Annotated in this window: 19 protein-coding genes and 3 tRNA genes; 18 read left to right on the forward strand and 4 right to left on the reverse strand. The window is 56.8% G+C overall.

The features are described 5' to 3' along the window. Positions 1-30 precede the first annotated feature (30 nt). The 5 genes from INT33_RS00920 (at position 31) to INT33_RS00940 (ending at position 2,114) form a co-directional block, all read left to right on the forward strand. On the forward strand, positions 31-1,281 hold the full coding sequence (locus tag INT33_RS00920) for an aspartate kinase (protein WP_018918038.1): 1,251 nt from the start codon (positions 31-33) through the stop codon (positions 1,279-1,281). 192 nt (positions 1,282-1,473) lie between these two features. Next, positions 1,474-1,662 (forward strand): carbon storage regulator CsrA, encoded by a 189-nt coding sequence (csrA, locus tag INT33_RS00925; protein ID WP_018918037.1) that lies wholly within the window; start codon positions 1,474-1,476, stop codon positions 1,660-1,662. A gap of 125 nt (positions 1,663-1,787) precedes the next feature. After that, positions 1,788-1,880: transfer RNA gene (locus tag INT33_RS00930), tRNA-Ser, on the forward strand. A 17-nt stretch (positions 1,881-1,897) separates the two neighbouring features. Further along, a tRNA-Arg gene (locus INT33_RS00935) sits at positions 1,898-1,974 on the forward strand. 63 nt (positions 1,975-2,037) lie between these two features. Continuing rightward, a tRNA-Arg gene (locus tag INT33_RS00940) sits at positions 2,038-2,114 on the forward strand. A 131-nt stretch (positions 2,115-2,245) separates the two neighbouring features. Here INT33_RS00940 and INT33_RS00945 read toward each other — a convergent pair. Further along, entirely contained in the window at positions 2,246-3,253 is a 1,008-nt protein-coding gene (locus tag INT33_RS00945; protein WP_225736080.1) for a tRNA dihydrouridine synthase, read from the reverse strand. 126 nt (positions 3,254-3,379) lie between these two features. On the opposite strand from INT33_RS00945, the gene INT33_RS00950 reads away from it, so the two are divergent. From INT33_RS00950 to INT33_RS00960, 3 genes are all read left to right on the forward strand, one after another. Continuing rightward, positions 3,380-3,637 (forward strand): OadG family protein, encoded by a 258-nt coding sequence (locus INT33_RS00950; RefSeq protein WP_192537393.1) that lies wholly within the window; start codon positions 3,380-3,382, stop codon positions 3,635-3,637. Between the two features lie 91 nt (positions 3,638-3,728). Then, complete coding sequence (gene oadA / locus INT33_RS00955; RefSeq protein ID WP_192537392.1) at positions 3,729-5,543, forward strand: sodium-extruding oxaloacetate decarboxylase subunit alpha; 1,815 nt, start codon at positions 3,729-3,731, stop codon at positions 5,541-5,543. A 13-nt stretch (positions 5,544-5,556) separates the two neighbouring features. Then, positions 5,557-6,879: a sodium ion-translocating decarboxylase subunit beta gene (locus INT33_RS00960; protein ID WP_192537391.1), complete on the forward strand. Its 1,323-nt coding sequence runs from the start codon at positions 5,557-5,559 to the stop codon at positions 6,877-6,879. A 135-nt stretch (positions 6,880-7,014) separates the two neighbouring features. On the opposite strand, the gene INT33_RS00965 is transcribed toward INT33_RS00960, so the two are convergent. Continuing rightward, positions 7,015-7,647 (reverse strand): IMPACT family protein, encoded by a 633-nt coding sequence (locus INT33_RS00965; RefSeq protein ID WP_192537390.1) that lies wholly within the window; start codon positions 7,645-7,647, stop codon positions 7,015-7,017. Then, entirely contained in the window at positions 7,648-8,085 is a 438-nt protein-coding gene (locus tag INT33_RS00970; protein WP_018918031.1) for a LexA family protein, read from the reverse strand. Between the two features lie 268 nt (positions 8,086-8,353). Here INT33_RS00970 and ccmA point away from each other — a divergent pair, with 268 nt between their 5' ends. The 10 genes from ccmA (at position 8,354) to smc (ending at position 18,736) form a co-directional block, all read left to right on the forward strand. Further along, positions 8,354-8,974, forward strand: a complete 621-nt coding sequence (ccmA, locus tag INT33_RS00975) for a cytochrome c biogenesis heme-transporting ATPase CcmA (RefSeq protein ID WP_192537389.1) — start codon at positions 8,354-8,356, stop codon at positions 8,972-8,974. Positions 8,975-8,977: 3 nt separating this feature from the next. Continuing rightward, the gene (gene ccmB / locus INT33_RS00980) at positions 8,978-9,715 is read left to right on the forward strand and encodes a heme exporter protein CcmB (protein ID WP_192537388.1); all 738 of its coding nucleotides are present in this window, start codon (positions 8,978-8,980) and stop codon (positions 9,713-9,715) included. A 13-nt stretch (positions 9,716-9,728) separates the two neighbouring features. Next, positions 9,729-10,469: a heme ABC transporter permease gene (locus INT33_RS00985; protein ID WP_192537387.1), complete on the forward strand. Its 741-nt coding sequence runs from the start codon at positions 9,729-9,731 to the stop codon at positions 10,467-10,469. Next, a complete protein-coding gene (gene ccmD, locus INT33_RS00990; protein ID WP_192537386.1) occupies positions 10,469-10,705 on the forward strand; it encodes a heme exporter protein CcmD in 237 nt (78 codons plus the stop codon). The genes INT33_RS00985 and ccmD overlap by 1 nt, the downstream gene beginning before the upstream one ends. Next, a complete protein-coding gene (ccmE, locus tag INT33_RS00995; protein ID WP_192537385.1) occupies positions 10,695-11,189 on the forward strand; it encodes a cytochrome c maturation protein CcmE in 495 nt (164 codons plus the stop codon). Before ccmD ends, ccmE begins: the two co-directional genes overlap by 11 nt. A gap of 76 nt (positions 11,190-11,265) precedes the next feature. After that, positions 11,266-13,275 carry a heme lyase CcmF/NrfE family subunit gene (locus tag INT33_RS01000; RefSeq protein WP_193090937.1) on the forward strand — a complete coding sequence of 670 codons (2,010 nt, stop codon included), beginning with the start codon at positions 11,266-11,268 and terminating at the stop codon, positions 13,273-13,275. Further along, positions 13,272-13,799: a DsbE family thiol:disulfide interchange protein gene (locus INT33_RS01005; RefSeq protein ID WP_192537383.1), complete on the forward strand. Its 528-nt coding sequence runs from the start codon at positions 13,272-13,274 to the stop codon at positions 13,797-13,799. Before INT33_RS01000 ends, INT33_RS01005 begins: the two co-directional genes overlap by 4 nt. Next, entirely contained in the window at positions 13,790-14,260 is a 471-nt protein-coding gene (locus tag INT33_RS01010; RefSeq protein WP_192537382.1) for a cytochrome c-type biogenesis protein, read from the forward strand. Before INT33_RS01005 ends, INT33_RS01010 begins: the two co-directional genes overlap by 10 nt. After that, positions 14,257-15,144 carry a c-type cytochrome biogenesis protein CcmI gene (gene ccmI, locus INT33_RS01015; protein ID WP_192537381.1) on the forward strand — a complete coding sequence of 296 codons (888 nt, stop codon included), beginning with the start codon at positions 14,257-14,259 and terminating at the stop codon, positions 15,142-15,144. Before INT33_RS01010 ends, ccmI begins: the two co-directional genes overlap by 4 nt. Before the next feature lie 97 nt (positions 15,145-15,241). Further along, a complete protein-coding gene (smc, locus tag INT33_RS01020) occupies positions 15,242-18,736 on the forward strand; it encodes a chromosome segregation protein SMC (RefSeq protein WP_192537380.1) in 3,495 nt (1,164 codons plus the stop codon). An 18-nt stretch (positions 18,737-18,754) separates the two neighbouring features. Here smc and INT33_RS01025 read toward each other — a convergent pair whose 3' ends face one another. Next, positions 18,755-19,924: a mandelate racemase/muconate lactonizing enzyme family protein gene (locus INT33_RS01025; RefSeq protein ID WP_192537379.1), complete on the reverse strand. Its 1,170-nt coding sequence runs from the start codon at positions 19,922-19,924 to the stop codon at positions 18,755-18,757. Positions 19,925-20,017: the final 93 nt, after the last annotated feature.

A 20,017-nucleotide genomic window follows, 5' to 3' on the forward strand; every position in this document is an offset into this window, starting at 1 on the left:
CCATTCCCGAACGAATAGGAAAAACGGCATATGGCACTATACGTACAGAAGTTCGGCGGCACCTCGGTGGGCTCTGTCGACCGTATTAAGGCCGTAGCGGAAAAGGTTAAAGGCTTTCGTGATCAGGGACACCAGATCGTCGTGGTGGTCTCTGCAATGAGCGGAGAGACTAACCGACTAACCGATATGGCCCATGCGTTAAATGAGGACCCCGCCCCGCGTGAGATGGATATGCTGCTCTCAACCGGTGAGCAGGTAACGATTTCGCTTCTTGCCATGGCGCTTCAGCAGATCGGCGTGCCGGCGACCTCGCACACGGGGGCCCAGATCGGTATTCATACCGACAGCGCGCATACCAAGGCGCGTATCCAACGCATTGAAACCGATGATCTTAAAGCCGATCTTGATGCTGGACAGGTAGTGGTCGTCGCGGGTTTTCAAGGCGTTGATGAAGAAGGCAATATCACAACGCTTGGCCGTGGTGGCTCCGATACTACCGGTGTTGCACTAGCCGCTGCGCTTAATGCGGACGAGTGTCAGATTTATACTGATGTCGATGGGGTTTACACCACTGATCCCCGCGTGTGCACTAAAGCGCAGCGTCTGGAAAGCATTACGGTTGAAGAAATGCTCGAGCTTGCAAGCCTGGGCTCTAAAGTACTGCAAATCCGTGCCGTAGAGTTTGCCGGCAAATACAACGTTCCCCTGCGGGTACTGTCGAGCTTTGAAGATGGCCCCGGTACCTTAATTGTTGCAGATTCTGACCAAGACGAGGACTCCATGGAAGAACCGCTGATCTCAGGAATCGCGTTTACCAAAAACGAAGCCAAACTGACCCTGCTCCATACCCCTGATGTTCCGGGTGTTGCCTCACGTATTCTGGGTCCTATCGCCGATGCCAATATCGAAGTCGATATGATCGTGCAGAACGTGGCGCCGGCAGGTGATTACACCGATTTCACCTTTACGGTTGCCAAAGGCGATTACAAAGCCACCAAGAAGCTGATCGAAGAAACCGTCATTCCCGATTTGGGCGGTGGTGAGCTGCGTGGCGATGATAATATCGCTAAAGTATCCCTGGTCGGTGTCGGCATGCGCTCGCATGCAGGCGTTGCCTCGAAAATGTTCCGTGTATTGGCCGACGAAAACGTCAATATTCGTATGGTTTCCACCTCTGAGATTAAAATTTCAGTCGTGATTGATGAAAAGCATATGGAATTAGCAGTTAATGCCTTACACAAAGCATTTGGTTTGGATAAAGCAAATATAGAATCTGAATAACATTTATGCCTTAAACCTTCTACGCTGAAGAGGTACTCGCTACCGTTGGTGGTGAGCTTTCTTTCAACGGGAGGTTTAGGTGTCATGGAGCCAGAGCCATTGGTGAAGGCGCTGCTATGCCGCATAATGGCGTAGTGGCGCTTCTGGCGGACACAACCCGTTGTATAAAAACGTCTGAGAAGGAGATCAGCCATGCTCATCCTAACCCGCCGTGTTGGCGAAACGCTGATGATCGGTGATGAAATCACCGTCACAGTGCTAGGTGTGAAAGGTAACCAGGTACGTATTGGCGTTAACGCGCCGAAAGACGTTGCTGTACACCGTGAAGAGATTTATCAGCGCATTCAGCGTGAGCGCAATAGTGAAAGCGAAACAGAGTAAATGGCCGCCTTTATTACGCCTACTACAGGGCGTCTAAACGGCAAACTAAAGCCGGTGCGAAAAAAAATCGACATAAGTATGGACAGCAGCTGCTGAAATCGGTAATATTCGCGCCGTGCCGTTGAGGAGAGGTGGCCGAGTGGCTGAAGGCGCTCCCCTGCTAAGGGAGTATAGGGTTTATAGCCCTATCGAGGGTTCGAATCCCTCTCTCTCCGCCAATAGCACAATAGAAGATGCGCCCGTAGCTCAGCTGGATAGAGTACCTGACTACGAATCAGGGGGTCGGAGGTTCGAATCCTCCCGGGCGCGCCATCTTCTAACTTGATGTAAAGCATTAAGTCACTATGTACTTTGTAAGCACTTGCATCACCTAAAGCGCCCGTAGCTCAGCTGGATAGAGTACCTGACTACGAATCAGGGGGTCGGAGGTTCGAATCCTCCCGGGCGCGCCAGATTTCAAACCCGTTCTCTTCAATGAGAGCGGGTTTTCTGTTTCTAGCCTGATCGTGGCGGCTCGCGCCACGTTCTTGGATCGTTTAGAGCGCCCCGCGTATTGCGAGGGCGCTTTTTTTTGTCCAGAGGGTTAGATGCTGACAGCGAGCCGCTCAGCAGGCGTTGTATCAGGCACCAAGCTTTGAAGCAGGGTGTCCAGGTCGGTTAGGCGTTTAACGCGCTGAAAATGCTGGTTGGCCTCTTCATTGCCTTGACGCATTTGGGCAAGCCACTGTTTCACCAGTGACACCACGATGCGGTCAGGCAAATGTTGGCGCTGTAGGCGAGCGTACTCTTTGATCACGCTGGCGCGCATCGGCCATGTCGTTTCAGGCAACCGCTCGCCGGTTTGCTGCCAATGCCGAATGCGTGGCGCAAGCCAGGGGTCGGCTAGCGCGCTACGCCCTAGCATCACATCAGAGCAGCCTGACAGCGTACGCGCTTTCCAGTACGCCTCCAGCGTCCAGATATCCCCATTGGCGACCACCGGTATCGACACTTGCTGACGCACCCGGCCAATCCACTCCCAATGCGCTGGCGGGCGATAGCCTTCATCGCGTGTACGCCCATGCACTACCAGCCGGGAGGCGCCGCCCGCCTGAGTCGCCTGGGCACAGGCGACCGCCAGCTGACGGTTGGAAAAGCCCAGACGAATCTTGGCGGTGACCGGTATCTGGCCTTCAAGAGCATCCGCTACCGCCTTGACTGCCTGATAGACGCGTTCAGGTCGGCGCAGAAGGGATGCGCCGCCATCGTGACGGTTAACCAGCTTGGCAGGGCAGCCAAAATTCAAATCCACGCTTAAAGCGCCCAACGCTAACGCCTGACGCGCGTTTTCGGCAAGAGCGGTTGGGTCAGAGCCAAGTAGCTGTAAATGCACAGGAATGCCGCTAGGGGTGGCTACCGGGCGTTTTTCAAGCTCAGGGCAGTGTTTATAGAACACCCGGGGCGGAAGGCGCGTATCAACGACGCGCACAAATTCTGTGACGGTCCAATCAAAGCCAGCCCGACGCGTTAATAAATCGCGGGTAAGGGCATCAATAACGCCCTCCATCGGAGCGAGACCTATCTTTCCACTTTGTAGTAAATTAACAACCATGACTTCCACTATGGCGCGATTGCAATCTATGCTGAGTGTGGCAGGTTAGAGTATTACTTACATTACGCCAAGGAGCTTTTATAGGACTTTGGCACATGATTAGCGCCTAATAACAGGAGAGGGGTTATGCAGGATTCAGAGCTGCTCCAGGAAGGCCTTGCCATTATGGGCTTGGGGATGGGGTTTGTTTTTGTTTTCCTTACGGTTTTAGTCATCAGTGTCACGCTGTTGTCAAAACTGATGGGGCGTTTTCAGCCGCTGCCCACACCGGTCATGCCGGCGCCGCAGAGTGTACGCACGCCTGCACAGGCCGATACGGATGCCGAAGTGAAGGCAGCGATCAGTGCTGCAGTGCATCGTTACCGTTCTTCGCCGTCGAAATAAGCGACACGCATTTTGTTCGCTGCGACAATTAAATCGGCTTTTTTTGTTAGTTTTACTACATATCTATAATTTTAACGTGTGAGCTATCGCCATGAACGAGACAAAACGCCCGCTGGGGATTACCGATGTTGTGCTGCGTGACGCCCATCAGTCGCTGTTTGCAACCCGACTGCGTCTTGAAGACATGCTGCCTATTGCCGAAAAACTGGACCGTGTCGGCTATTGGTCGCTTGAAACCTGGGGCGGCGCTACCTTCGACGCGTGTATTCGTTATCTGGGCGAAGACCCATGGGAGCGTATCCGGGCGCTAAAAGAAGCCATGCCTAACACGCCGCAGGCGATGCTGTTACGCGGCCAGAATCTGCTTGGCTATCGCCACTACGCTGACGATGTAGTCGACAAATTTGTCGAACGTGCCAAGACTAACGGCGTGGACGTTTTTCGTGTGTTTGACGCCATGAATGACCCCCGAAATCTGGAGCGTGCCATTAAAGCGGTGCGTCAGGTGGGTGGGCATGCCCAAGGGACCATTTCCTATACGGTCAGTCCGGTACATACCCTGGATAGCTGGGTCGATCTTGCAAATACTATTGCGGCAATGGGCGCAGACTCGTTGGCTATCAAGGATATGGCGGGACTGTTAACGCCCTACACGGCGTTTGAGCTGGTAACCCGTCTGAAGAAAAACCTGTCTATTCCAGTCCATCTACACTGCCACGCTACTACCGGGCTTTCTACCTCGACCATTCTTAAGGCGGTAGAAGCCGGTATTGATAACGTGGATACCGCTATTTCCTCCATGTCGATGACCTATGGCCATAGCCCCACTGAGTCCGTTGTGGCGATGCTCAAAGACACCGGCCGCGATACCGGGCTGGATCTTGAGCTGCTGGAAGATATTGCCGGTTACTTCCGTGAGGTGCGCAAAAAGTACGCGGCTTTTGAAGGCTCGCTACGCGGCATTGATTCGCGCATTCTCGTGGCTCAGGTGCCCGGTGGCATGCTGACCAATATGGAAGGCCAGCTCAAAGAGCAGGGCGCCGGTGATAAGCTGGATGATGTGCTCAGCGAGATTCCGCGTGTGCGCGAAGACCTGGGGTTTATTCCTCTGGTGACGCCGACGTCGCAGATTGTCGGCACCCAGGCGGTCATGAATGTCATGATGGGCGAGCGTTACAAATCAATTTCTAAAGAAGTTCAGGCGCTGCTTAAAGGCGAGTATGGCGCGGCGCCCGCACCGTTTGATACCGAACTTCAGGCCCGCGTACTGGAAGGCGGTCAGCCAATCACCTGCCGTCCGGCGGATAATCTTACGCCTGAGATGGACAAGTTGGCGGCGGAGCTTAAGCAGAAAGCCAGTGCCGACAACGTGCGTTTGGCAGAAGGGGAACGCGAGATTGACGATGTTTTAACCTACGCGCTGTTCCCGCAAATTGGCCTGAAATTTCTTAAAAACCGCGATAACCCCGAGGCCTTCGAGCCCGCGCCTCAGGCGGCAGAAAACCAGCCCACCAAGGCCCCGGTAGCCCCCCAAGCCAGTACGCAAGTGGCGGCGCGCGGCCCTGAAACCTACACCGTAAAGCTCAACGGCAAAGCGTTTGTGGTGGAAGTTTCTGAAGGCGGCGATATTGGTCAGGTGCAAGAGCAAGCCGCTCCTGCGGCAAGTGCAGCGCCAGCACCGGCGGTTGAAAGTAGCGGTGAGCGTATCGAGGCACCGCTTGCCGGCAATATTTTCAAAGTGAACGTACGCCCAGGCGATCAGGTGGCGGAAGGGGATGTGGTGATCATCCTTGAAGCAATGAAAATGGAAACCGAAATCCGCGCCAGCAGTGCCGGCACGGTATCGAAAGTTAACGTTAGCGAAGGTGACAGCGTAGCTGTTGGTGACGCACTGATTGAGCTTTAAGGGCATATCGGGAATGGAAAAATTAATCACCTTATGGGAAGGCTCTGGGCTTTATAATCTTGAGCTTGGTCAGGCGGTCATGATCGGGGTCGGGCTACTGCTGCTTTATTTGGCGATCCATAAGAAATTTGAGCCGCTGCTGCTGGTGCCTATTGGCTTTGGGGGCATTCTTGCCAATATCCCCGAAGCCGGCCTTGCGATTTCAGCGCTGGATCAGGCCATTGAAGTGGCCAAGCCTGCCGTGCTTCAGCAGATTGGCGCAGCGCTCGGGGTCGCGCTAGATCCTTTGGCCGGTATTGAAGGCTGGCGTGAAGCGCTCAAGGCGCTGGCTCATAGCGACGTAGCGCCGGACCAATTGCGTGCCGCCAAAGATGTTGCCGCGAGCGTCGGTTACAGTAATGGCATGCTGTATAACTTCTATACGGTTGCCATTGCCTCGGGCATTGCGCCGCTGCTGATCTTTATGGGCGTCGGCGCGATGACCGATTTTGGGCCGCTCCTTGCCAATCCGCGCACGCTGTTTTTAGGCGCGGCTGCTCAGTTTGGTATTTTCGCCACGCTGTTTGGCGCCGTTGTGCTGACCTCCATGGGCGTAATGGATTTCTCGCTTAATCAGGCAGCCGCGATCGGGATTATCGGCGGGGCAGATGGTCCAACGTCGATCTATGTCGCAAGCATGCTTGCCCCTGAGCTGTTGGGAGCGATCGCGGTGGCGGCCTATGCGTATATGGCGCTGGTGCCGCTGATTCAGCCGCCCATCATGCGGCTGTTGACCACCGAAAAAGAGCGTCAGATCAAGATGACGCAGCTGCGTCCGGTGTCCAAGCTGGAAAAGATTGTTTTCCCGCTGATGCTGTTGATTCTTGTGGCGCTGTTCCTGCCCGACGCCGCACCGCTTCTCGGCATGTTCTGCTTTGGTAACCTGATGCGTGAGTGTGGCGTGGTCGAGCGGCTTTCCGATACCGCTCAGAATGCGTTGATCAATATCGTAACAATCATCCTGGGGCTTTCGGTGGGCTCAAAGCTGATGGCCGAGAGTTTTCTGTCGGTTGAAACCTTGGGTATTCTGGGGTTGGGCATCGTGGCCTTCGGAATTGGCACGGCCGCCGGGGTATTAATGGCGAAGCTAATGAACCTGATGAGCCGTATGCCGATTAACCCACTGATTGGTGCCGCCGGCGTATCGGCAGTACCCATGGCTGCGCGGGTAGCCAATAAAGTCGGGCTTGAAGCGAATCCGCATAACTTCTTGCTGATGCATGCCATGGGCCCGAACGTGGCTGGTGTGATCGGTTCTGCCGTGGCTGCCGGGGTCATGATTAAATATTTGGGATAGGGCGGAGCTAGGCCCGGGACATATCGGAAATAGATCAGCGGGTGTAAACGTAATTACTCGCTACGCGGCTTACGGTTGACTCCGTAAGCCGTTTTTTTTGGAGGAGATTTGGGGGATAGTGGGCTTGGAATAGAATCAAAAAGTGGGGGTAGTGACCGGGCTAACGTCCAGGGTGCACTTTAAGCGGTTTTCCAGCGGGGATAGGTCGAACGTGTGATCGCGAGGCCAGCCGATGGTTAGCTTGACGCCTTCGCCATCATAGTCGACCTGCTCAATGGGGATCATCTGCTCATCGCACCAAGCGCGGGCAATGGCTTCGCTGGCAAAGGTAAGGCGCAGCGCGTAGGCGTCTCGCTCGATCACTTCACGGGTTGGCAGGCTTTCCAGCGCATGGCTGACCGCTTGAGCATAGGCGCGAGCCAAGCCGCCGGTGCCGAGTTTGGTGCCCCCAAAGTAGCGAATTACCACGCAGCCAATTTCACCCAGCTGGCTGCCCTGAAGTACCTGATACATCGGCCTGCCCGCCGTGCCGCCCGGCTCACCATCATCCGAAAATCCAATCAACGTTTGCTCGCCGGGAGGCCCGGCTATATAGGCAGTGCAGTGGTGGCTGGCATTGGGATGGGCGGCTCTGGCGGCCTCAAGCAGCGCACCGAAAGCGCCAACGTCGGGCGCATGGCATAGCCACGCCAGAAACTGGCTCTTTTCGACGTCGATTTCAGCGGTGTGCCACTGCGCGGCAGGTAAATCCGGGACTCGGTAACGCAATCAATGCTCCATGGGACCATAAGAATCGGTAGCCAGGTGGTGGGCGTTATCCTGAGCCACCCCCATTACCATTCCTAACACTTGAATATCGCGATTGTGCAAAAAGAGATCCGGCGCCTGGGCGTCAGCAGGCCATAAATGTACTCCAAAGCGGCTGATAGAGAGCTGCTTTAAAGCGACTTGCTGCTGGTTGATCTGCGCAACGGCGGTTTCTTCATGGGCATCGCGTTGAAAACGCCGAATAATAATGACATCCCCATCGAATAAGTTGCAATCGCGCAGTCGGTTGCCGCGTATTTTAAGCGCGTAAGTATTGTGCCTTTTCATACGGCCTGAAGCGGACACGGCACGTGCAGAGGACGTGCTTTTTGAAGCGCCAAGCCCCGCGCCTAATACTGAACGGCAAGCAGGTGTTGGTGCTGACATCGATATATTCATATTGGGTTCTCCAATGCAGCGCCCTTTCCCTAGGCATGAGTCGTAGTAAATCAGACTTTATTAATATGTGTTTTCATACAGTGGTTTCAGTATACAGCTGTTTTTGCATACAGTGGTAGTGCTGTTTTTGTCAATTCATCATGAACCGTGTGGTTTGCTCACATTGTTAGCGTGCTTGATTAATTGCTGAAGCAATCGGTACCTGGCTGGCGATAAAGCGGCTTTGCGTGTAGAGTTTTGGCCATTATTAATGCGCTGGGAGAGACGTTTGAGCCTGTGCCTGGAAGCACGACAATTAGCCTGCGAGCGCGATGGGCGCTGGTTATTTGAAGGGCTCGATCTAAAGATTCGCAGTGGAGAAATCCTGCGAATTGAAGGCCCCAACGGCAGTGGCAAAACCACGCTGCTTAAAATTTTGGCGGGTCAACTAGGCGAGTATGAAGGCGAGCTTTACTGGAACAGCACACCACTGCGTAAAGCCCGTGAGCAGTTTCTTGCCAATCTGCTTTATCTAGGTCATTCCCCCGGCGTTAAGGCCGGGCTTTCGCCATTGGAAAACTTAGCTTGGTATCAAGCGCTCAATGGCGATAAAGGCAGTGAAGAGCAGCGCTTGGAAGCGTTAGCCAAGGTGGGTCTCAACGGCTTTGAAGATGTCGTTGCTGGGCAGCTGTCGGCGGGTCAGCAACGCCGTGTCGCCCTGGCTCGCTTAACGCTTACTCGGCGTGCGCTCTGGGTGCTGGATGAACCATTTACGGCCATTGACCGCCAGGGTGTGACGGCGTTGGAAGCCCAGCTGGCGGCCCACGTTCAGGCGGGGGGCTGCGTTTTATTGACCACGCACCATGCGCTTGCGGTAACGTCCACCGTCAGATGCGTTCAGTTGGGGTAGAAGATGTCGTTGCAACGCACCAACGCTGCGCCAGCCGTCGTGATTGTCGAAGCGCCTGCTCAAGGCAGCCTTTGGATCGCCTTTAAAGCTACGCTTGAGCGCGATTTAACGCTGATGCTGCGGCGGCGCGGCGAGCTACTCAATCCGCTGGTATTTTTTGCACTGGTGGTGACGCTGTTTCCTATCGGTATTTCACCCGACCCCGACATGTTGGCGCTTATTGCCCCTGGGCTTTTATGGGTGGCCGCGCTTTTAGCCGCGCTGCTGTCTCTGGATAGCCTGTTTCGCACCGATTATGACGATGGCAGCCTGGAGCAACTGCTGTTAGCGCCTCAACCACTGGCCATATTGAGCTTGGCCAAAGTGGCCGCGCATTGGCTATTCACCGGGCTACCGCTTGCGCTGATGGCACCGCTGCTCGGCATCATGCTGGCACTACCGGCCGGAAGTTACGCGGTTCTTTCGCTTTCACTGGCGATAGGCAGCGCCAGTTTGAGTTTGATTGGTGCCATTGGGGCCGCGCTAACGGTGGGGATCGCCCGCGGTGGCGTGCTGCTGTCGCTGTTGATACTGCCGCTGTATATCCCGGTGCTTATTTTTGGCGTAGGCGCGGTGCAGGCCGCCCTTCTTGGTGAAGGCGTTGCCGCCCATCTGGCGATGTTGGGAGCACTTTTAGCCGCGTCCCTGTTACTGGCACCCTGGGCGATAGCCGCTTCGCTACGCATCAGCATTAACGGTTAAGGAAAGACACGCCATGTGGACCTTTATCCATAAGTGGGGCTCCCCCAAATGGTTCTACTCAATGAGTGGAAAATTACAGCCCTGGTTCTGGACGGTCTCGCTGCTTTTGATCGCTGTCGGCACGCTATGGGGGCTGGCCTTCGCGCCGGCGGATTACCAGCAGGGCAATAGTTTTCGAATCATTTACGTGCACGTGCCCGCAGCCTTTTTAGCGCAGTCGATTTTTGTCTCCATGGCCGCGGCGGCGCTGGTGTTTATGGTCTGGAAGATCAAGATTGCCGACATGGCAGCGACCGTTATGGCGCCTTTGGGGGCAGTGATGACGTTTGTCGCCCTATTCTCCGGCGCGGTGTGGGGCGTACCTACCTGGGGCACCTGGTGGATGTGGGACGCGCGACTTACCTCGATGTTGATTCTGCTGTTTTTATTTTTGGGCGTCATTGCCTTGCGCGGTGCTTTTACAAGCCGTGACAGCGGCTCGCGGGCCGCCTCGGTGCTTGCCATGGTCGGGGTGATTAATATCCCGATTATCAAATATTCGGTTGATTGGTGGTTTACCCTGCATCAGCCTGCAACCTTTAGGGTAACCTCAAGCCCGACCATGCCCGCTGAAATGTGGTTGCCGTTGTTGATCATGGTGCTAGGCTTCTACTGCTTCTTTATCGCCCTGACGCTGATGCGCACGCGCAGTGAAATCCTGCGCCGTGAGGCCAATAAGCGCTGGGTCATGGATTTGATCAAGGAGGCGCACTGATGGCGTTTTCCTCGTTCTCGGCGTTTTTGGCCATGGGAGGGCATGCGCCTTATGTATGGGCCGCCTGGGGCGTCACGGCGCTATTAATGATTGCCAGCGTTGGGCATGCACGCATGGAGCGCCGCCTGCTGATCCGTGATTTAAAGCGCCGGGCCCGGCGTGAAACAACGCGTCCGCTCCCAAGCACCAGTACCGCGCCGAACTCACTTCAAGCGAGCCATAGCGATGACACCTAAACGTCGCCAAAAGCTGTTGATCATCCTCGGCGGCATCGTGTTAGCCGGGCTTGCCATTGGGCTGACGCTCTATGCGTTACGTGCCAACATCAATCTGTTTTTCAGCCCGGTGCAGATCGCCCAGGGCGATGCGCCTATTGAGCGCTCCATACGCGCGGGGGGCCTGGTCAAAGAGGGCTCGGTATTTCGCGACCCGCAAAGCCTGGATGTCGAGTTTCGGATTACCGACTACGTCGATGAGCTGGGCGTCTCTTACAACGGTATCCTGCCGGATTTATTTCGAGAGGGGCAGGGCGTGGTGGTGGTCGGCAAGCTTCAAGCCGACGGGCGGTTTGTGGCGGATAAGGTGCTTGCCCGCCACGATGAAAACTATATGCCACCCGAGGTGGCGCAGGCCTTGGAAGACGCTGGTTATTCACCCGCCGATTATCAAGAGAAGGCCGCCGAAGTGGGCAAGCGCCTGAATAAGCAAGCGTCTGAATGAGTAAGCGCCTGAATGCATAATGGAAATGCTTGATGAATGCCGTAAGCCTTAGGGCCAGTGCTAGGTTGGAGCGCCGATGTTGGTAAAAATGATCCCTGAACTTGGCCATTTCGCATTGATTATTGCCGTGCTAATGGCTGCGGTACAGGCGGTAATGCCATTAGCCGGGGCCACGACGCGAAGGCCTTTATGGATGGCTTATGGCCACCCCATGGCGGTGGGGCAGTTTCTGTTTATCGCGCTGGCGTATGTGTGCCTGACCACAAGCTACCTGCTGGATGACTTCAGCGTGACCAACGTGGCCAACAACTCAAACTCGCTGCTGCCCTGGTACTACAAGATGAGCGCCGTGTGGGGCAACCACGAAGGCTCGGTGCTTTTGTGGAGCTTTATGCTGGCGGGCTGGGGCTATGCTGCCTCACGCTTTTCCGGTGGCCTGCCCCGCGATATGGTGGCTCGAGTGCAGGGCGTCATGGGTTTGGTTAGCCTGGGCTTCTTACTCTTTATCCTGCTGACCTCCAATCCCTTTGAACGGCTTTTACCCAACGTGCCTCACGATGGCGCGGATCTTAACCCGCTGCTTCAAGATATTGGCCTGATTGTTCATCCGCCGATGCTGTATATGGGCTATGTCGGATTTTCAGTGGTGTTTGCCTTTGCGATTGCCGCGCTTTTGGGCGGACGGTTGGACGCCGCCTGGACCCGCTGGGCGCGCCCCTGGTCCAATATTGCCTGGGCTTTTTTAACCGTAGGGATCGCGCTGGGCAGCTGGTGGGCTTACTACGAACTTGGCTGGGGCGGCTGGTGGTTTTGGGACCCGGTAGAGAACGCTTCGCTTTTGCCCTGGCTGACCGGCACGGCGCTGATTCACTCTCTGGCGGTCACTGAAAAGCGCGGCTCGTTTAAAAGCTGGACCGTGTTGCTGGCCATCTTTACCTTTTCGCTGTCACTGCTGGGTACTTTTCTGGTGCGCTCTGGCGTACTTACCTCGGTACACGCGTTTGCCAATGACCCCTCGCGCGGCTTGTTTATCCTGGTGTTGCTGGCGGTCACGGTGACGCTTTCACTGCTGGTGTTTGCTCTGCGCGCGCCCAGGGTCAGCCACCAGGTTAGCTTCAGCTGGCTTTCACGGGATGCGCTGCTGCTGATCAACAATATCGTGCTGGTCATCATGACCGTGACTATATTGCTGGGCACCCTCTACCCGCTGATTCTGGATTCGCTCAACCTGGGTAAAATCAGCGTGGGGCCGCCTTACTTTAACGCCCTGTTTGTACCGCTGACCGTGGTGATGTGCATCTTCATGGGCCTGGGGCCGATGGCCCGCTGGAAAAGCATGGAGGCCCGCGAGCTTAAGCGCAAACTGTGGCTTGCAGGGGCAGTGGCGCTGGTATTGGGTGTGTTACTGCCATTTATATACACCGGTGAGTGGAACCTATGGGCGTCGCTCGGCATTGTGACAGCACTCTGGATTGTGCTGCCGATGGGGCGTGATTTAATCGATAAAACCCGCCACGCCCGCAGCCGGTTGGCCGGATTACGCAAGCTGTCGCTGGCCTACTGGGGCATGGTGCTTGGCCATATGGGCATCGCCGTAACGATTGTCGGGGTGGCGGTCGTTTCCAACTATGCCAGTGAACGCACCATACGTATGGCACCCGGCACAACAGTCGAGGTCGCCGGGTATCAGTTCACCATGACCGAACTGACCAGCCGTCGGGGCGCCAACTTTCTGGCCGACACGGCGGTGCTTGAAGTGCAAAATATCGACTCTGAGCGCGGCTTTTTAATGCGCCCGGAAAAACGCTTTTATCTAGCCACCGGCATGCCCATGACGCAGGTGGCGCTGCGAGCTGGCCTGTTTCGCGATCTTTACGTGGCCATGGGTGAGGATCTGAACGACGGCAGCTGGGCCATGCGCATTCAATATAAACCCTTTGTACGCTGGCTGTGGTTGGGTGGCCTGTTGATGGCGCTCGGCGGTGTGCTGGCGATTGTGGATAAGCGTTATCGCCGTGTAAAAGCGACGAATAAAGCCTCAGCCGCTACGCCTAGTCAGTCTGAGCCGCAGGAGGCCACGCTATGAGCCGCCGGCTATTGCTACTACTCTTGCCCGTGAGTTTTCTACTGGTGGCGCTGTTTCTGTATCAGCGACTGCAGCATGATCCGGCACAGCGCGACTCAGCGTTGATGGCGCGGGAATTCCCAGCGTTTGAAGCTACTACTCTGCGTGACGAGCAGCAAATGGTCGATCAATCACTCTTGAAAGGTGAGGTCACGCTGGTCAACGTGTGGGGCGAGTGGTGCCCGGCGTGCAAGCAGGAAATGCCGCAGCTATTGGAGCTCGCCGATCAGGGTATCCGTATGGTCGGGGTCAACTACCGCGATACGCGTGAGAAAGGCATGAGCTTTCTCAACCAATACGGCGACCCTTTTGAGATGAATATCTTCGACCCTGAAGGCAGTCTGGGGTTTGATCTGGGCGTATATGGCGCCCCGGAAACTTTCCTGGTCGATGCCGAGGGGATTATCCGCTACCACCATAAAGGCTATATCTCGCCTCAAGACGTTTCAGAGCGCATTTTGCCGGAGGTGGCCAAATGGCGTTAATACGTATCGTCACAGCGGCCATTCTGTTGGCTCTTTCGATAAGCGCAGCGGCCGGAGGGATCGAGCTACGCGAGTTTGACGATCCGGTGCTTGCGCAGCGCTATCACGACTTAACTGCCTCCATGCGCTGTCCGCTGTGCGAGAACCAGGCAATTGGCGATTCCGACTCGCCGATTTCCGGCGATATGCGTGAGCGGGTGTATCAAATGCTGCAAGACGGGCGCTCGGACAGTGAAATTGTAAGCCACATGGTGGAGCGCTTTGGCGACTATATCCTTTACAACCCCCGCCTGGAGAAGCGTACCTATTTGCTGTGGGGGCTGCCGGTGGGGTTGGGTATCCTGGGCTTTGTACTTCTGCTGCTGATAATCCGCACCCGGCGTAAATCCTCGGCCAAGGCTCTGAGCGCTGAAGAGCGTGCCCGCCTGGACGCCTTGATTCAGCGCAGGAGGTCGTCATGACACTGTTATGGATTGCCATGGCCCTGGTAATGCTACCGGCGATTGTCTGTTTACTCGCTCCGCTGCGTAAGGCGGGAGCGCTTTACGCCGAACAGCATGCCTTTGAAGCTAATGATACGGCTGCCGAGCAAAACGTCGCGATCTTTACGCGCCGCCTGGCATCGCTTGAAGCCGCTCATCGCCGCGGGGATATCAATACCGCCGCGTTTGAAGAGAGCCGCCTGGAGCTTGAGCGCAGCCTGCTCGAAGATACGCATACTCAGGCTATGCGGCCGCTAAAGTCGCCCCGCGCGGGTCGATTGGCGGTGCCTTTGATTGCGGTGGGTTTTGCCGTGCTAAGCCTGTTTTGGTATCTAGAAGAGGGCGCGGAAGGAGATCTTGCCCTCTACGAAGTTCAGCAGACACTCCAAAACGACCCTACTGCCACCGCGGATACGTATATCGCTCGAATAGAAGGGCAGGCGTCGCTCCAGCCCAATAACCCGAACGTGTGGGCCATGCTTTTTCCGCTGTATCGCGATACGGGCCATCAGGAAAAAGCCGTTGATGCTTTGGAGCGGCTGATCGCCCTTGAAGGCCGCCTCCCTGGGCTGCTGGCACAGCTGGCGCAACTTCGCTTTTTTATGGCGAACCGTGAAATGACTGCAGAAGTGCAGTACCTGGTGGATGAAACGCTGGCCCAGGACCCGCGCCAACCAACGGTATTAGGCTTATTGGGCATTCACGCGTACGATAACGGCGACTTTAACCGTGCCATTGATCGCTGGCGCCGGGCGCTGGCAACCGTGGAAGACCCCAACACGGCAGCCTCGCTACGTGAAGGTATTCGCGCAGCCCAGGAACGCCTGACCGATGTATCCGAGAAGGCTGCGGTCGATGAGTAGTCAAGCCCTGAGTCACTACACCGCTGCCGAAGTCTTGATTAACCGTGTATTTTGAATACCCCCTCATGTTCATCAATAAACTCTTTGTAGGATCGGCATGCGCTTAACCTCTATTCGCCTTGTTGGGTTCAAGTCGTTTGTCGACCCGGTCACGGTGCCCTTCGACGGTAATATGACCGCGATCGTGGGCCCTAACGGCTGCGGAAAATCCAATATCATCGATGCCGTGCGCTGGGTAATGGGCGAGTCTTCCGCCAAAACCCTGCGTGGCGAGTCCATGGCCGACGTTATCTTCAATGGCTCTACCGGGCGCAAGCCGGTGGGCCAGGCATCTATTGAGCTCAAGTTCGACAACCGCGACGGCACCATGGGCGGCGTGTATGCCCAGTACGCGGAAATCGTGGTCAAACGGTTAGTGACCCGCGACGGCCAGTCCAACTACTTCTTCAATGGCCAGAAGTGCCGTCGGCGGGATATCGCCGACCTGTTTATGGGCACCGGTCTAGGCCCGCGCTCTTACGCGATTATCGGCCAAGGCATGATTTCAAGGCTGATCGAAGCCCGCCCGGATGACCTGCGCTCCACACTTGAGGAAGCCGCGGGCATTTCCAAATACAAGGAGCGCCGCCGGGAAACCGAAAACCGCATGCGGCGGACTCAAGAAAACCTCGAGCGCTTGGACGATATTCGCGAGGAGCTGGATAAACAGCTTGAGCGCTTAAAGCGCCAGGCCGAGGCGGCTAAGCGCTATCAGGAGCTGAAACAACTGGAGTACCGGCTGAAAGGCGAGCTGGCGCTGCTGCGTGGGCGTACTCTACGCGCCGAGCAGTCGCAGCAGGAGAGCCGGGTTCGCGAGCTGGAAATCTCGGTTGAAAAAGATGTGTTTGGCGTACGTCAGTGTGAAACCCGCCTGGAGCAGGCCCGCGAGCAGCATGACGAGCTTGCCGAAGTACTTGAGCGCCACCAGCAGCAGTTTTTCGAAACCACCACACGCATCGCCAGACTCGAGCAGGATCAGGCGCATCGGCGTAGCCGTGAGGCCCAGCTGGCTAACGACATCGCCACCGCCCGGCGGGAGTTGGACGAACAGCGCCGGGTCAGCGAAGGCGACCGCGAGCGCCTGAGCGTTATCGACGAGCGCTTTGAAGCGCTTTCGCCCGAACACGAAGCGCTGGAAGAGCAGCTGGAAGCCCTGGAGCAGGCGCTTGCCGATGCCACCCCTGCCATGGAAGCCGCCGAGCAGCAGTGGTCTGAAGCCGAAAACCGCTGGCGGGACTCAAGCCGCGAGGCCGATCGCAGCCAGGACCAGCTACGCGATTTAGAGCAGCGCATTCAACGCCTGCAGGCAGAAGGCCAGCGACGTCGCCAGCAGCGCGGTGATTTAGCGGATCTTAGCGCGCTACGTGAAGAACACGCTCAGTTTCAGGCCCAGCTGGCGGAAGCAGAAGAGCGCTCCGAAGCCTTCACCAAAACCCGTGAACAGTGGCAGCAGCAGTACAGCGATGCCAAAAATGCCTATCAGCAGGCCACACGCACCCGCGATGACCAGCGCGCCAGTTTGAGCCAGCGCCAGGGCGAGCTGGCCTCGCTCCAGGCGCTGATTGATGCTGCACTGGCCGACCATGACCCGGATATCGAAGCAACCCTGGCGACCCACGGGTTGAGTAATGCCCCGCGCCTGGGTGAAACGCTAAACGTCACGCCCGGCTGGGAAACGGTCATTTCCTGGTTGCTCGCCCCCTGGCTAAATGCCCGCCTTGTGGCAAGCCATCAGCTTGCCGCGCTGCCGGAAGCCCTGGCGACCGACTGGTGCCTGATCGATGAAAAAGCGCCCGCTGTTTCAACTGGCAGCCAGCATCTGGATTCACTGGTAAGCGGCGCCGGTGCGCTGGGTGAATGGTTAGCGAGTATTCACTACGTTGAATCCGGCGCGGAAGCCGAGCAGCTTGCGCCAAGCCTCGCCCCGGGGCAAAGCGTGGTCAGCCGGGATGGCGTCTGGTACGGGCGAGGCTGGCTGCATCAGCAGGCCAACGGTCAAGGCGTCGATGGGCTGCTGCTGACCCGCCGCCGGTTTAACGAGCTGGATGCCCAGCGCGAACAGGATGAAGAAGTCCTGGCGCTAGCTGAAGAGCAGTGCGAGACGACCAGTGAAGCGATCGAAGCGCTGGAGCTTGCCCGCGAGCAGCAGGCCGAGCAGGAACGCAGCCACGCGGCAAGCCTTCAACAGCTGGCGATTAAAGAGCGCAGCGCCGCCCAGAAGCTTGAACATCTGCAAGGCCGGGCCACGGAACTTGATGCCGAACTTAGCCAACTGCAAGAGGATGAGGCGGAGTTAACGCTTACTTTGGAAGAGCAGCGTGCCCGCTGGCATATCGCCATGGAAACGCTGGAAGCGGCTTCAGAGGCGCGGGAAGTAGCCACCGAGCTGCGCGGCCGTCAGCGCGAGCAGCGCGAACGGTTGACCCGAGAGCACGCGCCGCTGAAAACTCAGCAGCAGACGCTGGCCCTGGAGCGCGAACGCTTAACCGCTGAGCGCGATAGCCTGCGCTCCCAACAGGCGCGCTCAAGCGACAGCGAAGAGCGCTTGACGCTACGCATAGCAGAACTCGAAGAGTCGCGGGAAATGCTGCTTGAACCGGATGAGCTGGCCGGTGAAGAGCTTGAAGAGCTACTCCATCAGCGCGAACAGCAGGAGCGCAGGCTTAACGAAACCCGTCAGCAGGCTCAGTCACTGGCGGAGCAATTGCGCAACGACGAACTGGCCCGCCAGCAGCACGAGCGCAATCTTGAACAAAGCCGCGAGCAGCTTCAACAGCGGCGCATGGACGTTCAGGCGCTGGCCCTGAAGGCGGCGACCCAGGATGAGCATCTGGCTGAATTGGGCCACGACGCCGAAGCTTTGGCCGAGACTCTGCAAAGCGATGCCAGTGAGCAAACCTGGCAGGAAAAACTGGAAAGCACCGGCGAGAAGATCCGCCGTTTGGGCGCGATTAACCTCGCAGCGATTGAGGAGTACGATCAGCAGGCCGAACGGCGCAACTACCTCGAAGCCCAGCACGCCGAGCTTACCGAGGCGCTTGAAACGCTGGAGCGAGCCATCAAGCGGATCGATCAGGAGACGCGGGTACGCTTCCGGGAAACCTTTGATCAGGTGAATAGCGGTTTGCAGGAACTCTTCCCACGCGTGTTTGGCGGTGGTGCTGCCTGGCTGACGCTAACCGGCGACGACCTGTTGGAAACCGGCGTTGCGATCATGGCGCGCCCGCCGGGCAAGAAGAACAGCACGATTCACCTGCTTTCCGGTGGTGAAAAGGCGCTCACGGCGCTTTCATTGGTGTTCTCCATCTTCCAGCTCAACCCCGCGCCGTTCTGTATGCTCGATGAGGTCGACGCACCGCTGGATGATGCCAACGTGGGGCGTTATGCGAAGCTCGTGAAAGAGATGTCGGAAAACGTCCAGTTCATCTATATCACCCACAACAAGATCGCCATGGAAGCCGCCGAGCGTCTGATGGGGGTCACCATGCAGGAGCCCGGCGTTTCGCGTCTGGTATCGGTGGGGATTGATGAAGCGGCCGCGCTGGTGGACTAGGCGAGCTTGGATTCTAGCTTAACCTTCGCCCAGCTCACGCATCACCGCATACAGCTTGGATTTGGCTTCAAAGCCCACGCCGGGGGTGTCCGGCAGGCCGACGTAGCCATTTTCAACCTGAATGCCGTCGGCAAAGCCCCCAAACGGCTGGAATACGTCAGGGTAGGATTCGTTGCCGCCCAGGTGCAGGCCAGCGGCGATGTTAAGGGACATCTGGTGGCCACCGTGGGGTACCACGCGGCGCGATGACCAGCCAAGTTCATCCATCACCTTGAGCGTGCGCATGTACTCCACCAAGCCGTAGGAGAGCGCGCAGTCAAACTGTACGAAGTCACGGTCGGCACGCATACCGCCATGGCGCAGCAGGTTGCGGGCATCCTGATGCGAAAACAGGTTTTCGCCGGTCGCCATGGGTAGCTCATAGTGATTGGCAAGCTCCGCCTGAAGTGCGTAATCCAGCGGATCACCGGCTTCTTCGTACCAGAAGAGGTTATACGGTTTCAGCGCCTCGGCGTAAGCAATGGCCGTTTCTAGATCAAAGCGCCCGTTGGCATCTACCGCTAGACGGCTGCCATCGCCGACTACTTCAAGCACGGCTTCAATACGCCGAATATCTTCCTCAAGCGGCGCGGCGCCAATCTTCATTTTTACCACGTTGTAGCCACGCGCCAGGTAGCTCTTCATTTCGTCCTGCAGCTTGGTGTGGTCTTTACCGGGATAGTAGTAGCCGCCAGCGGCATACACCCAGACTTTATCGTCGGCTTGGCCATTGCGATAACGCTCGGCAAGCAGCCGGTAGAGCGGTTTGCCTTCAATTTTGGCCACCGCGTCCCACACTGCCATGTCGATGGTGCCAACGGCTACCGAGCGCTCGCCGTGGCCGCCGGGCTTTTCGTTTTTCATCAGGGTATCCCAGATGGCAAATGGGTCCAGGTTGTCGCGCTCTTGGTCGATCAGCGTGTCGGGGTTGGCTTCGGTGATTCTATCCAGAAAGCGGTCACGCATTAGCGCGCCCTGACCGTAGCGGCCGTTGGAGTTAAAGCCGTAGCCAATCACTGGCTTGCCATCGCGGATCACATCGGTGACCACGGCCACCACCGAACAGGTCATCTTGGAAAAATCGATATAGGCATTGGCAATCGGGGAGGCGATCGAAACGGTTTTCTCGCGAATATCCACAATACGCATGGCAAGCTCCTTAAACGGTTAAGAGCTTAACCCTATGCGTGACAAGCGCCGCTGCCCAATGCTATTACTGCGTTACCTCATGCTGAAACGGCA

This window comes from Halomonas colorata, from assembly GCF_014897985.1.
In the GTDB taxonomy this organism is placed as follows: Bacteria; Pseudomonadota; Gammaproteobacteria; order Pseudomonadales; family Halomonadaceae; genus Vreelandella; species Vreelandella colorata.

Bases quoted from the DNA above. Each gene is read 5' to 3' on its own strand.
- INT33_RS00920 (WP_018918038.1), top strand. From the start codon at position 31: ATGGCACTATACGTACAGAAGTTCGGCGGCACCTCGGTGGGCTCTGTC.
- csrA (WP_018918037.1), top strand. From the start codon at position 1,474: ATGCTCATCCTAACCCGCCGTGTTGGCGAAACGCTGATGATCGGTGAT.
- INT33_RS00945 (WP_225736080.1), bottom strand. From the start codon at position 3,253: ATGGTTGTTAATTTACTACAAAGTGGAAAGATAGGTCTCGCTCCGATG.
- INT33_RS00950 (WP_192537393.1), top strand. From the start codon at position 3,380: ATGCAGGATTCAGAGCTGCTCCAGGAAGGCCTTGCCATTATGGGCTTG.
- oadA (WP_192537392.1), top strand. From the start codon at position 3,729: ATGAACGAGACAAAACGCCCGCTGGGGATTACCGATGTTGTGCTGCGT.
- INT33_RS00960 (WP_192537391.1), top strand. From the start codon at position 5,557: ATGGAAAAATTAATCACCTTATGGGAAGGCTCTGGGCTTTATAATCTT.
- INT33_RS00970 (WP_018918031.1), bottom strand. From the start codon at position 8,085: ATGAATATATCGATGTCAGCACCAACACCTGCTTGCCGTTCAGTATTA.
- ccmB (WP_192537388.1), top strand. From the start codon at position 8,978: ATGTCGTTGCAACGCACCAACGCTGCGCCAGCCGTCGTGATTGTCGAA.
- INT33_RS00985 (WP_192537387.1), top strand. From the start codon at position 9,729: ATGTGGACCTTTATCCATAAGTGGGGCTCCCCCAAATGGTTCTACTCA.
- ccmD (WP_192537386.1), top strand. From the start codon at position 10,469: ATGGCGTTTTCCTCGTTCTCGGCGTTTTTGGCCATGGGAGGGCATGCG.
- ccmE (WP_192537385.1), top strand. From the start codon at position 10,695: ATGACACCTAAACGTCGCCAAAAGCTGTTGATCATCCTCGGCGGCATC.
- INT33_RS01000 (WP_193090937.1), top strand. From the start codon at position 11,266: ATGTTGGTAAAAATGATCCCTGAACTTGGCCATTTCGCATTGATTATT.
- INT33_RS01005 (WP_192537383.1), top strand. From the start codon at position 13,272: ATGAGCCGCCGGCTATTGCTACTACTCTTGCCCGTGAGTTTTCTACTG.
- INT33_RS01010 (WP_192537382.1), top strand. From the start codon at position 13,790: ATGGCGTTAATACGTATCGTCACAGCGGCCATTCTGTTGGCTCTTTCG.
- ccmI (WP_192537381.1), top strand. From the start codon at position 14,257: ATGACACTGTTATGGATTGCCATGGCCCTGGTAATGCTACCGGCGATT.
- smc (WP_192537380.1), top strand. From the start codon at position 15,242: ATGCGCTTAACCTCTATTCGCCTTGTTGGGTTCAAGTCGTTTGTCGAC.
- INT33_RS01025 (WP_192537379.1), bottom strand. From the start codon at position 19,924: ATGCGTATTGTGGATATTCGCGAGAAAACCGTTTCGATCGCCTCCCCG.